Below are 13,437 nucleotides of genomic sequence, written 5' to 3' on the forward strand. Positions count from 1 at the left end.
GTGGGTGCGGGCGTTGCCGAACATCCAGCCGGCGCCGTGGACGTACAGCACCACCGGCAGTGTGCCGACGGTCCCGGCGGGCCTGACGATCCGTACGCGGACGTGGTCGGTGGGGCCGCCCGGGACGGTGAGCCACTCCTCGTCCACGGCGGGCAGCTTCCCCGGGCCCGACTGCAACTGGTTGACGGCCTCGCGTCCTTCGGCGGGCGGAAGCTCGTACAGGAAGGGCGGATCGGCCGTCGCCTTCACGAACGTCGCGGCTGCCGGCTCCAGCACCGGTTGTGCCGGTTCCACGAGGTCGGACATTGATTGGGCACCAGTAACGTCCTTGTTCCACGCACTCCTGTGCCCCCTAACCCGCCGAGCGCGGCCTCAGCGAGTCGTCGTCGTGTGCTTCCGGATGGCGCTGATCACTATCCCTGCTATCAGGAGGGCTATGCCGGCGGTCAGCCAGAGCCAGGGGTTGTACTCGTCAGTGCACGACTGGCCCGTGGCTGTCGTGGTGCACACAGTCCCCGGACCTCCTCGGTTGAGGAAGGCCACGTAGAGGAGTGGCAGTCCGAGCCCGGAGATCCCACCCGAAAGTCCTGCCGAGGAGCCCCGCCGGGACGCCAGCAGGCCGGCCGCCAAGACGGCGACGGGTAGCAGGTACAGGCCGACGGTGAGCACGGTCAGAAGGCTGAGCGACCCCACTGCGCCCACGGTGAGCCAGGCGCAGAACCACGGCCAGGAGCTGGTTCTCATTCGTTCTCCCTGTCGGACTGTTGTGGATGCGGATCCTGCAGGTCTTCCTTTGCCATGAAGGCGTCGTACAGAGTGGCGGCGAGACTTGCCCGGTCGAACAGCGCTAGGGCCGCACCGCGTTCGCCGTTCAGGCCGGCCAGCAGTTCGAGGCCGAGGTAGAGGGCCACGATGCCGTGGGCGATGTCTTGCGGCGACGCAAGCACGGGCAGGGGGGTGCCCGCGAGGACGTCCTCCACGACGTTCGCCGTGAAGTCTCGCCACGGTTCGATCCGTGCGGCCACCTCGGCCCCCAGTCCCGGTGTCGACTGCGCGCCCGCGATCAGTTCGGCCAGCACCGCGACGTACCCGTTGTCCAGGTCCTCGTCGAAGATCGACTTGGCGGCATCGACGAGCTCACCGAGGCTGCCCGACTCCTCGACCGCGTCCCGGTAACGCACGGACCGCGCATCGCTGATCGTGTCGAGGGCCGCGAGCAGCAAGTTCACCACCGACCCGAAGTGATAGAAGATCAAGGACTGGTTGCACCCCGCGTGTCTTGCGATCTCGCGGGCGCTGGCTCCCGTGAACCCCTTCTCACGCAGAGCGGCGATGGCTCCCGCCACCAAGGCGGCGCGTGTCTCTTCCGCCCCTGAAGGACTCTTCTTCCCTCCGGCTTTGGCCATCTTCCGGCACAGGTCCTTCCGCTGACTTCGAGCAACTGGTTTGAGCAAGTGGTTTGAGCGTTCGCTCAAACCGTAGCAGTCGGCAGATCCGCACAACAGGGTTTCAACGGGCTGGAGTTAACCGCGCTATTGGTGAACCCATCGCTCCAGGCGGTGGTGGTGGCCGTGGTTGTAGCCGCAATAGCACCGTCATCCGACCGAGGAGGAGCCCCGTGCTCGCTCCTGCGGGGCATCACCGGCTGCGCACCGAGCGCCCGACCGGACGCCTTGTTCGGCGACCCGGGCTTCTGAAGCGCGGCCGGGTCGTCTCCAAGGGCGGCGCCATCGAGTGGATTCACTGGCAGTCCGGCACCGCCCAGCTCCTGCCCCGGCTCATCGCCGGCCGAACCCACGGCTCGCCTGTCCCTGGTAGGCCAGCTCGCCGAACGCTGGGGTACCTGGCACACGCCCACTGGCAAGACCATCTGGGCCGAACAGCCCCCGCCCCTACACCCGCGGCTGCGGCCACATCGTGCTCCGGCGACGGGGGCTCTCCCCGCGGACGACCGCGCGATGGTGCCGAAGGACGACCGCCGCACCGACCCGCGCCAAGATGACCACGCGCAGCACCGGGCACGAGGTCCCTGCCAGGCAACGGCCCCCCGTAGTCCCGGCACGGCAGCCCACGGTCGCCGCGCGCGACTCGCCGGTGATCTGCGCAGGCCGTGGAATGGCCTACCCAGGTGGCTGGCTCGCCAGGCGATCTTCGGCAGGCTTCCGCAGGATGGGTTCTGGTTGCCCGGCCGAAGCGACGGACGGCGGGCGCTTTGTCGTGCGCGGCAGCCATGCCGCCCGAGCTCAGGAGCACCATATGGCAGCGAAGACGGATGCGCTGTTACCGGCACTGGAAGACGCCCGTGACGCCCATACCGCGATCGTCGACCGGTTCCGGACGGGTGCGACCCTCACCCCGCCGGGCACCGACCGGCAACGACTCGAAAGCCAGGCGACCGAGGCGCAGTACCACCTCGGGCGCATCGAGGCCCGGATGCGCGAAATACGCCCGCCCCGTGGGCTGCTGTCGGCTGCCGAGCATCTGACGTGGATGGTGACCCACAGCGCCGTGCGGGCGAGCCTACTTCCCCTGGAGGCGGGGGTGTTGGCCGTGACGGAGATCGTGCGCGGTGAGAGGCCGGCCGATGAGCGTCGGCTGCTGAGGGCCGCCGTGGACGAGTACACGGCCGCAGCGCGGGCGCTGGCGACCTGCCAGGCAGGCAAGGACATCGCCGAACGGCTCGACGACCAGGAGACCGCCGAGCTGCTTGCCATGCTCGGGCGGCAGGACGAGGTGCTGCTGGAGACCAGCGAGGACAACCTCGCCCGACGGGCCAGGGCCGTGGCGGAGGCGGCCGAAGATCCCCGCCCGCCGCGGGGAGAAGCTGCCGAAGGCGGCAGCCTGCTGCAGGCGATCGTGCGCAGAGTGCGGGCGGCCAGAGCCAGGCTGCGGGCAGTGCTCCAAAGGGTCACCAGACGCGTCAGCGACCCGGCCAGATGCTCGCCGCCACCCGTGTGGCCGACAAGGTGCAGGGCGCGATGACCCGCGAAGAAGCTCTGCCCATCCCCGGCTTCAACAGACTCGGCGTCACGGAAATCCAGCAGCGCCTGCACGGCCTGTCCCAGACGGAGCTGACGGTGATCGAGGGCTACGAACGCGCACACGCGCGCCGCCCCGGGATACTGAACGCCATCCGGCACCTCAGCGCAGCCGAGCCCTGGACGGGCTACGACGCGATGGACCCAGAACGCATCACGATGCACCTGCACGACGTGTCCGACGACGTGGCCTGGCAGGTGCTGGAGTACGAACGACAGCACCAACACCGCCAGCAGATCATCTCCGCAGCTCGGACCCGCATACCCACATAGCGCTGCGTTACTGTCGGGCCCCAGACGGATGAAGGGATCCGGCACACCGTGCCGACCGTGGCCTGGTCAGCCACTCCGTGAGGCGGGACACCGCCCGCCCCGTCCGTGGGACAGACGAACCCCTGACGGCCGAGCCTGAGTAAGGCTGATAACAGGAAACCATGATCACCGATATCGCCTTTCCCCGCGCGGCCGGAGGAGAATGCTTCAGCATTCTCCTCCGGCCGCGATTCTCCACCATCTCCCCGCACCCGGGAACGGTCACCTGCCGACAACGCCAGGACCTCGCAAACCGCCGATGGCGTCCCGCATCAGCACCGTGTACATCGGCTGTAGCCGAGCACCCGGGAGACCGGCAATCGCACCTGGCTGAAACTGACCCTCCTGGCGTATGCGCGCCACAATGAAGGTGCGAAACGCACTAGGATCCATCGAGGAGGCGGCTATGCCCCGCGCAGCCACCACAACACGGAAAACGACGGCGGCCCGTGCCCGTCCGAGGGCCAAGTCAGCAGCACAGCAACCCGCCGCGGCTGCGGACGGGAAGCTGCGCATGCACACCCTGGATGTGCATGCGCCGGTCCACATCCCCTACCTCACGCCGGGGGACGTGGTGGCCAATACGCAGGCCATGACATCAAGGCTGCCGACCAGGGATCTTCTCTTCTACGGCGGCCTGGGCGCGCTCGCGGTGGCTGGTGCTCTCGACTGGCCCGTCGCCCTGGCCATCGGAGGTGCCACAGCCATCCTGCGCGGCCAGGGAAGAGGAGAAGCCAAGGAGCGTCAGGAATAGTCGCAGGACAAGATGCGTCGGCGCGGTAGCGGCCGGCCAGCCCGGCGCCAGGCGCACGATGATGGGCTCGACAAAGCGCCATGGCGGCTTTGGTGAACACAGTCATGAGGAACCCGTTTATTGGTACTGCTCTCCTGCTCGTGGGGATGCCTGTCGGGTTTGTCCGCACTCACGCGAAAACCGCACAGGTCCTGGATGTGTTATTTGAACAATGCAAAGGCGAACATCCGGGGACGATGCGCGGCAGGGACCCGCGCCGTCGTGACCCGGTTTCCTGCTCCGGCAGTCCTTCCTTACATCTGATATGAGTTCTCCTGCCGGGGTGCCAGTGCGGCGTCGTGGTCCGGAGCTGGAAATGCTGCGCCGTGCGATGACGAGCACGCCGCGCTGGAACGCTTGGCATACGAATGTGGCGAGAACGACTGGACCATCGTCAAGATCAACGGCGAGGCAGATGTGTACGCCGTGCCGCAGATCCGGGGACACGCCGTCGGCCGGATCCGGGAAGGCCGCCGCCGCTTCATCATCGATCTGCGCGGCGCGAGCTTCATGGACTCAACCGGCCTGGGCGTGCTCGTCGGCATCCGAAAACGTCTCCACACCCGCGTGGGAGAACTGAGATTGGTCATCGCGAATCCGAACATCCGACGGATCTTCACTGTGACGGGGCCGCACGTCATCTTCCCGATCTACGACTCGCTCGTCGCCCATGGAGCCTGAGTTCCCTGCGGGCTTCAGGCCGCTTCCTTGTCGAGCCGCCCCTGGGGCGGACGATCCGGGTGACGGCGCGGTCAGGGTCCGCAGACCGTGATCAGGGTCTCCACCTCCTCGGTCACGGCGCGGGCCAGCCGGTTCAGGTCGGGGACGGCCTTGGCGTCGGCGACGAGGCCGTAGTGGACGTGGCTGCGGTAGGTGGAGATCGCGACGGCCAGGGACTGGCCGCGGGCCAGCGGAGCGAAGGGATAGACCGCGGTCAGCGGGTGGCCGCCGAGCTTCAGGCCGAAGCTGGGCAGCGGCACGCTGGTGACCAGGATGTCGAACCAGAGCCGCGCGGCCTGGCCGACGATCGGCCCGCCGAGCCGGTGCCCGAGGGCTGGCACATGGTCGGCGAGCAGTGCGACGGCGCCCGCGCCCCGGTCGGGGCCCGCGGCCTTGTTGCGGTCCATCGCGGTGCGGACGGCGGTCAGGCGGCGCAGCGGGTCCGGGACGCCGACGGGCAGTTCCATGAGGTAGCCGGAGAGCCGGTTGCCCTGGGGGTGGGCGGTGCGCGGGCGGCGCCGGGAGACCGGGATCAGGGCGCGCGGTGCGACGCCCTCGGTGGGCTCACCGCGCTCCTCCAGCCAGTTGCGCAGGGCGCCCGCGACGACGGCGATGAGCACGTCGTTGACGGTGCCGCCCGCGGCCTTGCGGATCAGGTGCACGTCGTCGATGTCGACGACCACGCCGGCTGTGCGGCGGGTGCCGGTGGGTTCGGCGGTGAGTGCCGGTGTGGAGCGGGTGACCAGGGTGGTGCGGGCGACGCAGGCGCCGATGTCGAGGGCGCGGCCGAAGTCGAAGAGCGCGTCGCGCAGCCGCCCAGGGAGCCTGCGCACGTCGGTCAGCCGGCCACGCGATGGCGCGGCGGGCCTGCGGCGCGGCTCGGGCCGGTCGATGGGGTCGAGGATGGCCGCGGCGAGGGTGAGCGCGCGCAGGCCGTCGGCGAGGGCGTGGTGGAACTTGAACAGCACCGTGAAGGAGACGCCGTCCTCGCCGGGCAAGACATGGGCCTCCCACGGCGGGCGGTTGCGCTCCAGCGGGCGCTGCATGAGCCGGCCGGCGGCCGCGTGGAAGTCGGTGGCGGGGGCGTGCAGCCGGACGTGGTTCAGCGGGTCGAAGCACGGGTCGGGCTCGCGGGTGGCGCCGCCGAAGTTGAGCGGCTGACGCAGGCCGTGGGCGAGGGGTAGCCGCAGGTCCAGTGGCCGCCACAGGTCGCGGATGCGCATGCGCAGTCCGGGCACGGCGGCGGCGCGGGCGGCGAGCAGGTCGGCCGCGTGCGCTCCGGCGGTGGGCGAGTGGGCCGAGAAAACACCGAGGGCGCCGAGGTGCATCGGGTGGTCGGCGGATTCGATGTTCCAGAACGCCAGGTCGAGGGGAGCGAGCAGGTCAGCAGTCAATGGCTTGCCTCACGTCGACGGTGTGTGAGCCTGGAGTCAACCGTGCGTGACCGATTACGGTAAGTATAACCCTGCTACGCTCAGTTAATGCCAGCCTAGCCGGAGAAGACCTGGTAGGTAGCCTCACCTCTGCACTCCGGGCAGCGGTGGGCCCTCACAGGGGGATCCTCGCGGACGATCCGGTGCACGGTCTTCTCCGGAGTTCACCTCGGTCCCAAGGACCGCCGACCACATCGCCGCGGTAGAGCCGCTCGCGACCCTTCCATACGAACCGCGCGATACCCACTTTGCTGGTGATGTCAGCGCGCGGACGCGGAGCGGTCGCCTGGCAAGCTCGCTGCCGTCACGTACAGTCAGTTCTGTGACCATGTGTGATGGGATGTATAGCTTCGGGCAGTCAACCGGCCGCCTGCTCATCAAGACCAGTCGCTCGGGGCTCGGCCGTAAGGCGGGGCACGACCTCACGATCGAGGCGACCCGTTGGTCCGGGAACGCGATCGTCGTCGCCGATGACCCCGGGAAGTCGTCGGTGAACGTGACAGTCGAGACTGAATCGCTGACCGTCCGGGAAGGCAGCGGTGGGCTGAAACCCCTCACCGATGGGGACCGGACCGAGATCAAAAAGACCCTCGAGGGTAAGGCCCTGCTGCACACCGCCCAGCATCCCACCATCACCTTCAGCTCCACCAGCATCACCGGAACACCCCAGTCCTTCGAGATCACCGGTGACCTCACCATCAAAGGCCGGGCACACTCAGTGACCGTCCACGGGGGCAGCGACGGGGACGCAATGGTCAGCGGCTGGGCGACCCTCACTCAGTCCACCTGGGGAATCAAGCCATACAGCGCCTTCCTCGGCGCGCTGAGACTGGCCGATGAGATCCGGATCGAGTACCGGGTAACCAAGTTTGAACCGCTACCCGGACCTGGGCAGCCGCCCGGGTAGCTTCGCCGGCGAGCCGGTTGAGCGTGCCGAGCACCCTCATTTGCGGTCCCTGCCGCAACGGGAGGGGGTGCAGGGTGCGGGTGCCGGGCTCCGGCAAGCGGGCTGCTCCTGGGTGCGCGACAGGCTAGGCTCCGGGGCGGTCCGGCCAAGGGAGGCGGACGAAGATAATGACCGCGTTCGTTCTGTCCGGCGGCGGCAGCCTCGGAGCGGCACGGGCGGGAATGCTACGCGCCCTGACTGGCCGAGGTATCCGTGCGGATCTTGTCGCAGTGCACGCTCGCCACACTGGACGAGGTGCTGAACTCCGTCCTTCAACGCCTCGGCATCAGGGGCGGCCTGCCGATCCTCGTCATGGACGACGGTCACCTCGGTGGCATCGTCACCGCGCACGATATCGAACGGTCTCGCAAGCACGCCCCAGTCCGTCAGCTCCTGGCACTCCCCAAGCCGGCGAGGGTGTCCGGAAGCGTGTCCGCCACACAACGCCCTGGTCTGTGGCGGTCCCTGCTCAGGCCAGACGCGGCCAGGAACACACGCAGGGTGCACTGCCGGTTACCACTGGGGTTAGGGAATCGGGTGGGAACACGAGGCGTTTTATATGCATATGAGGTGAATATGAGCGTATGTAGGTAGGGTCCATGGTTATGAGCATTCCTTTCGGGCCGCACCTGTCGGTGCCAGGGCTGCCACCCGTGCGTGGCGCGGGTGTCGAGGCGGGTAGGGCCGTCGTGCGCCTGGTGCGGCTCCCGCTCGACATGGCTGTGGGGGGCGTCGGACAGTTGACCGGGCGCGTGGGCCACGCGCCGAAGTCGGTGTACCAGGACGAGGCGCCGTCGGCAGGTGCAGGCCTCCCCGTGCTGTTGGTGCACGGGCTGGCCGACCGAGCGTCGGTCGTCTCGGCGCTGCAGCGCGGGCTGGGCGACGACTGCGGTGTGGGCCCCTTCATCCTGGTCAACTACAACGTGTTCAACAGTGCTGACATCCGTACGGCGGCCCGGGTTCTGGGAGAGCAGGTGGAGCTGGCGTGCGCCCGTGACCGGGCGCGGTGCGTGGTGCTGATCGGGTACAGCCTGGGAGGGCTGATCGCCCGCTACTACGTACAGCGTCTTGGCGGGGACGCATACGTGCCGCTGCTGATCACGCTGGCGACGCCGCACGGTGGAAGCATGACGGCCCTGCTGGCCCCGCCCCATCCGCTCCTGCGCCAGCTACGGCCGGGAAGCGAGCTGATAACCGAACTCGCCGAGCCCGCCATCGGATGCCGCACCCGGTTCGTGGCCTTCTACAGCGACCTGGACGAGGCTGTCATCCCCGCCGCCAGGGGCCGCATCGACCATCCCGACCTCACGGCGCGCAACGTGCTCGTGCCCGGCGTGGGCCACTTGACGCTTCCTTTGCACCAGCCGGTCATCGATCAGGTGCGCTCACTACTGCTGGCCACTTCCGCCGTGTGCCACCCGCATGACGACTCCCCACAGCCCAGCGGGTAGTTCACCCAGGGCGTAGCCGGGAGAGCCCGTGACAACGTGGGCGGAACGGGGGAGTCTTATGAGATAGGCAGCAGGGAACGTCAGCACGTGCGGACGGACACGATGGCCTTTTCGACCAGCCCCGACAGCGGATCGGCGATACGCCCGTACCGGCCCGACGACGGACCGTGGGTGCGGGAACTCATTGATGCCGACCGGTTGCCGGGACAGCCGCACTGCACCGCGCAGAAGTTGGCCGCAGCGCAGCACGGTGCGCTCTCGTCGGCCGGGTGGGTGATACCGGTCTGGCCGCAGATCAGCGTTCTGGCCGATGCCGAGGATCGTCCGTGCGGCATTATCGGCTACCTGTCCTGGACCGATGTGGACACGGGTCTGATCTGCTGGGTGCACGCCCGCGAAGATGGGCCTGCGCTGGGCGCCCTGCTCGGCCAGGCGCTCGCCGCCCTCGCCCACTGCCCGCGGATCGATGCATTCGCCGGCGCTTCGCCCGGTCTCCTGGGGCCAGGCGGTCTGCCCCGCACCCACCGGGGCGCCACCCATGACACTCTGGTGCAGTACGGCTTCACCGGCCTGCGCTCGGGCCGCTACCTGCACCGCGGGCTGCCCGCCGAGGCCCCGCCGGCCAAGCTGGTTGCCGATGTCTTCCCCTGCGACGTCCCTCCGGGGCACCGGCTGATCATCCGTGAGGCGGCCGAGCCGATCGCAGAAGCCGTGGTCAGCGCAGAAGCCGACCGCACCGCGACAGTGCACTGGATCGAAACCCTACCCACTCACCGTCGCCGCGGCCTGGGCCGCAAGCTTCTCGCCCAGGCCCTTGCCCTGCTGGCCGAGCAGGGCGCCACCGAGGTCGCCCTCGTCCTCGACGACGCCCAGCAGCCCGCCTCCGAGAGCCAGGCCGCCACCCGTCTCTTCCACTCCTTCGGCTTCACCCACGTCGACCAGTTGTGGACCTACCAGCACCGTCGCCCCCGAGCCCCGCGGCCCGGCACGTGAGCCCGAGGGCGTGACATCAGCCCGACAGCCACAAAGGGGTGCGGCATCGACCGCCCCGCCGGACCGAGAGCGGTCAGGCGTGGACGCGTTCCGCAGCCGCGAGGATGGTGGAGCGTGCCTGATGGCGACGCTCGTAGTCCAGCACCCGCCGGGTGAGGCTCTCTCCCGCGTCAGCCAGCCGCTTGCGGATGTCACCCGCATTCATGGCGTCGTAACCGGGCCAGGGCTCGTGCCCGAGCAGATCCGCGATCCTGCTCAGGACCGCAGGACGGGCCGCATGAGAACGCTCATAGGAGCAAACAGTGGCAAGATCCGTCTGCGACAGCTGCGGGAGCCGGTCGAGGATCATCCTGGTGCTGAGCCTGCGGTAGTCGGCGATCGGCAGCTCGTCCTCCGCAAGGAGAGCTCCCTCCGGCACGCCCTGGATCCGGTCCACGCCGGGCATCCGCTCGGCCGTCTCCCGCAGCCAGCTGCCCCAGTCGCGGACGGCCTGGCTGGCGCCGGCGCCCTCAGTGGCCTCCATCGCTGCCTCGGCGGCCGCCACCGCCGCCTGTGCCTGCTCGTCGAGACTGCCGGCAAGTTCTTCCAGCGTCTCCTCGCCGTCGCGGCGGATGGAGCTGAGCAGGTCCTCCGTGACGGTGTCCTGGGCCTCTTGAGCGATACGCTCGGCGGCCCGGCAGATGGCCACGGCGGAGGCTGTGATCGCGTACTCCTCCTCGACGTTCTTCAGTAGCTGCTCCTCCGTCGCCTTCGCTGGCTGGCTCCGCAACAGGGCGCTCGGTGCGACCATGGCCGCATCCAGGGGCAGCCGGGCCGCCTGCCTGGTGAGGTCCCAGGCGTTGTTGAGAACGTTCTGCACGAGCCCGCGGGGCTTCAACGTATCCAGGCGTTCGTCGATGGCATACACGTAACCTCGGGCATCGCCGACACGGCGCTCCAGGATCTCCCGGTACTCCCCGGCAGGCGTAACGGCGAGGTGTGCTTTGAAGCGGTCGGCAAGTGCTGCTTCGGCCTCACGGACCTCGCGCAGCGCAGGAACGAGCATGTCTGTGGCTATGGCCATCACGTTTCCTTCGACTAGGGCGATGCTCGCATGACTCGGGCCAATGACCGGCCCCGCCCCCTTATCCCCACGATGCCCCGAAACGCCCCCTCCCGCATCTCCCAGGCGAGGCGCCCGCGAGTCGGTCCTACCCTCGGTGGCGGTCTCCCAAGTGGCGTCTGCCGCCCACCTGCAAATGAGGGTCAGGTACGGCCGGAGACACCGACGCTTGACCCAAGGCCCTGCCACCCGGAGACAGTTCATGTGGCGGGAGGCAGCCTTCGAGGAGCGTTCCAGCAGAGCGGTTGTCGGTGGTAAGGCGCGGCGCTGAAGGCGCAGGGCGTGATGAGTGATCTTGGTCCAGCGGCGGAGGTTGCCGCGGCCGTGGCGGGCATCAAGCCGGTCCAGAGTGGCCTGGTCGACGTCGCGCCACACGGGGCGGAGGCGTGGGATGGTCCAGCGCACCTCATCGGCGGTGAGCGGGAGGATGTGCAGCCGGACGGTGGTGCGGGAGGCCAGCAGGGGGCAGTGGCGCAGCGCGCGGATGCCGCCTGGGCCGGTGATGCTCGAATGCCTCACGACCACGACGCCGGGACTGGAGCAGGCTCGAAGTCAAACCGCGGCACACCGGTCTCACGGCGGCTGTGACGCGCTTCGATTGGTTCAACCCGTCGCCGACGGGTCTTCCCGCACCACCTTGCGACGCTTCTCAAGACAGGGAACAGCACATAGTGGTCGCACTGCCACCTCCCCGGTGCGAGCTGCACCGGCCAATGGCCCTTGTTACGCCCTCATTGGGGCACCTGGAACAGCGCTACGACGAAGCCTTGGCGCAGGTACCACGCCTGGACAGTGAGGACGACCCGCTGGAACGCCGGATGCGGGAAGTGTGCTACCTCCACCTGACCCGGTTCGTACGCATGCTCCTAGACCGCAAAGACCGCCTCAGCATGGCCACCGGCCTGGAGGTCCGCGTCCCGTTCTGTGACCACCGCCTGGTCGAATACGTCTTCAACACCCCATGGTCGCTGAAGACCTTCGACGGCCGCGAGAAGAGCCTGCTACGGGCGGCCACCCAGGATCTCCTGCCGCGTTCGGTCGTGCAGCGGGTCAAAAGCCCCTACCCCTCCACCCAGGACCCGGCCTACGTAGTGGAGTTGCAGACCCAGGTCCGTGATCTGCTGTCGTCGGACAACAACCCCGCCCTCGACCTCCTCGACCGCGCCCGGCTCCAGCAGATCACCGCCACCGAACCGGGCCGCATCACCACCGCCGAGCGCAACGGCCTGGAGCGAACACTGGACCTGGCCGTCTGGACCGACCTGGAAGACCCCACACTGATACTCAGCTCCGGCGTATGACACTCCGACCCAAACCGACCGGTGGATCGAGGCTGCAGTCGCGCTCGGGTCCTTCAGCGGGCGCTGGCGGGCGGTCACCACACCCCTGCTCAGCTCACGCTCCAGAGCCTGACGGTGGTGTCATGGCTGCCGGTGGCCAGGGTGTCATTGGCGCAGCGGAAGCCGAGATTACCGGAGGAGGACTCCTGGGTGTTGGAGGAACGGGCCGCGACCCGGTAACGGTTGCAGTAGGACTCGTGGCACAGGTAGGAACCACCGCGCACGACCCGTGCGATCCCGGTGTCCGGGCCGTGCGGGTCCTGAACGGGTGCCTGGGCGTAGTAGGAGGGTGAGAACCAGTCGGAGCACCATTCCCACACGTTGCCGGCTGTGTTCCACAGGCCGAAGCCGTTGGGGCGGTAGGACTTGACCGGTGCGGTGGTCAGATGGCCGTCCTCGGCCGTGTTGGTGTGAGGGAAGCGTCCCTGCCAGATGTTGCAGCGCCACCTGCCGTCCGGGGTGAGCTCGTCGCCCCAGGCATAGCGGCGGCCGACCAGACCGCCGCGTGCGGCGTACTCCCACTCCGCCTCGGTGGGCAGGCGCTTGCCGGCCCACTGTGCGTAGGCGGTCGCGTCGTTCCAGGAGACGTGGACGACGGGGTGGTTCTGGCGGCCGGTGATGTCGGAGCGGGCCCCCTCGGGGCGGCGCCAGTGGGCACCCCGGACGTTGATCCACCAGGGGGTTCCGGCAGCGTTGCCGAGGACATCGGCCGAGGGGGCGGCGACCACGAGGTGGAAGACCGCCGAGGAGCCGTAGCGTTCGGCGTCGGTCACGTACCCGGTGGCCTTGACGAAGGTGGCGAACTGGGCCTTGGTGACAGTGGTCTCGTCGATGTGGAAGGGCTTGAGACGTACCGTGTGGACGGGTGTCTCGCCGTCGGCGTGATAGCCCTCGTCGAAGGCGTCGCCCATGGCGAACTCACCGCCCGGCAGGCGGACCTGTCCGCGGGTCGAGCGCCTGCGGGTGGCGAAGCCCGGCGTCGGCGACGCTGCCGGAGGAGAGACAGCGATGGCGCCCGGTGTGCCGGACGGGGTGCAGCAGGGGTGGTGATCGCGGGTCATGGTCGAAGTCCTCGGTTGCGCGGCCGGTGTCCGGTCCATGGGGCGGTTCGCGCCTGCGGACCGCCGTCCGGGCTCGGAGCCCCGGGTCGTTTCGTCGGCGGGCATCATCCGACACCTGCGGTTCTGTGCTGGTGCCCTTGCCGGGCGGTGCTTCGGGACGGGTGCAGGGCCATCCGGCCTGCGTGGTCCGCGCCTCTGGGGCGTGAAGCTGCGGGGGCAGCAGGCCTGTGCTGGATTACTCGGGTCGA

12 protein-coding genes and 2 pseudogenes are annotated in these 13,437 nt (G+C 68.8%); 8 read left to right on the plus strand and 6 right to left on the minus strand.

What is annotated here, in order from left to right:
* From IEZ19_RS42130 to IEZ19_RS42140, 3 genes and pseudogenes are all read right to left on the minus strand, one after another.
* A pseudogene (locus IEZ19_RS42130) lies at positions 1-306 on the minus strand (esterase); the annotation flags it as partial.
* Between the two features lie 66 nt (positions 307-372).
* Complete coding sequence (locus IEZ19_RS42135) at positions 373-744, minus strand: hypothetical protein (protein WP_189316689.1); 372 nt, start codon at positions 742-744, stop codon at positions 373-375.
* Positions 741-1,406 carry a TetR/AcrR family transcriptional regulator gene (locus tag IEZ19_RS42140; protein WP_189316690.1) on the minus strand — a complete coding sequence of 222 codons (666 nt, stop codon included), beginning with the start codon at positions 1,404-1,406 and terminating at the stop codon, positions 741-743. The genes IEZ19_RS42135 and IEZ19_RS42140 overlap by 4 nt, the downstream gene beginning before the upstream one ends.
* 850 nt (positions 1,407-2,256) lie before the next feature.
* On the opposite strand from IEZ19_RS42140, the gene IEZ19_RS42145 reads away from it, so the two are divergent.
* The 4 genes from IEZ19_RS42145 (at position 2,257) to IEZ19_RS42160 (ending at position 4,824) form a co-directional block, all read left to right on the plus strand.
* The gene (locus IEZ19_RS42145) at positions 2,257-2,982 is read left to right on the plus strand and encodes a hypothetical protein (RefSeq protein ID WP_189316691.1); all 726 of its coding nucleotides are present in this window, start codon (positions 2,257-2,259) and stop codon (positions 2,980-2,982) included.
* Entirely contained in the window at positions 2,979-3,311 is a 333-nt protein-coding gene (locus tag IEZ19_RS42150; RefSeq protein WP_189316692.1) for a hypothetical protein, read from the plus strand. Before IEZ19_RS42145 ends, IEZ19_RS42150 begins: the two co-directional genes overlap by 4 nt.
* Positions 3,312-3,864: 553 nt before the next feature.
* Entirely contained in the window at positions 3,865-4,104 is a 240-nt protein-coding gene (locus tag IEZ19_RS42155; RefSeq protein ID WP_189316693.1) for a hypothetical protein, read from the plus strand.
* Positions 4,105-4,500: 396 nt separating this feature from the next.
* Complete coding sequence (locus IEZ19_RS42160) at positions 4,501-4,824, plus strand: STAS domain-containing protein (RefSeq protein ID WP_229841478.1); 324 nt, start codon at positions 4,501-4,503, stop codon at positions 4,822-4,824.
* A gap of 71 nt (positions 4,825-4,895) precedes the next feature.
* Here IEZ19_RS42160 and IEZ19_RS42165 read toward each other — a convergent pair whose 3' ends face one another.
* Positions 4,896-6,257, minus strand: a complete 1,362-nt coding sequence (locus IEZ19_RS42165; protein WP_189316694.1) for a wax ester/triacylglycerol synthase family O-acyltransferase — start codon at positions 6,255-6,257, stop codon at positions 4,896-4,898.
* A 367-nt stretch (positions 6,258-6,624) separates the two neighbouring features.
* On the opposite strand from IEZ19_RS42165, the gene IEZ19_RS42170 reads away from it, so the two are divergent.
* From IEZ19_RS42170 to IEZ19_RS42180, 3 genes are all read left to right on the plus strand, one after another.
* A complete protein-coding gene (locus IEZ19_RS42170) occupies positions 6,625-7,203 on the plus strand; it encodes a YceI family protein (RefSeq protein ID WP_229841479.1) in 579 nt (192 codons plus the stop codon).
* Positions 7,204-7,847: 644 nt separating this feature from the next.
* Positions 7,848-8,693, plus strand: a complete 846-nt coding sequence (locus IEZ19_RS42175; protein ID WP_189316695.1) for an esterase/lipase family protein — start codon at positions 7,848-7,850, stop codon at positions 8,691-8,693.
* 102 nt (positions 8,694-8,795) lie between these two features.
* The gene (locus IEZ19_RS42180; protein WP_189316696.1) at positions 8,796-9,686 is read left to right on the plus strand and encodes a GNAT family N-acetyltransferase; all 891 of its coding nucleotides are present in this window, start codon (positions 8,796-8,798) and stop codon (positions 9,684-9,686) included.
* A 73-nt stretch (positions 9,687-9,759) separates the two neighbouring features.
* On the opposite strand, the gene IEZ19_RS42185 is transcribed toward IEZ19_RS42180, so the two are convergent.
* Positions 9,760-10,749: a hypothetical protein gene (locus IEZ19_RS42185; RefSeq protein WP_189316697.1), complete on the minus strand. Its 990-nt coding sequence runs from the start codon at positions 10,747-10,749 to the stop codon at positions 9,760-9,762.
* A 779-nt stretch (positions 10,750-11,528) separates the two neighbouring features.
* On the opposite strand from IEZ19_RS42185, the pseudogene IEZ19_RS42190 reads away from it, so the two are divergent.
* Positions 11,529-12,089, plus strand: a pseudogene (locus IEZ19_RS42190) (asparagine synthase-related protein); the annotation flags it as partial.
* 89 nt (positions 12,090-12,178) lie between these two features.
* Here the strand turns inward: IEZ19_RS42190 and IEZ19_RS42195 are convergent.
* Positions 12,179-13,189 carry a formylglycine-generating enzyme family protein gene (locus tag IEZ19_RS42195; protein ID WP_189316699.1) on the minus strand — a complete coding sequence of 337 codons (1,011 nt, stop codon included), beginning with the start codon at positions 13,187-13,189 and terminating at the stop codon, positions 12,179-12,181.
* Between the last annotated feature and the right edge of the window lie 248 nt (positions 13,190-13,437).

The sequence above is a fragment of the Streptomyces brasiliensis genome (genome assembly GCF_014647875.1).
GTDB classification, from domain to species: Bacteria; Actinomycetota; Actinomycetes; order Streptomycetales; family Streptomycetaceae; genus Streptomyces; species Streptomyces brasiliensis.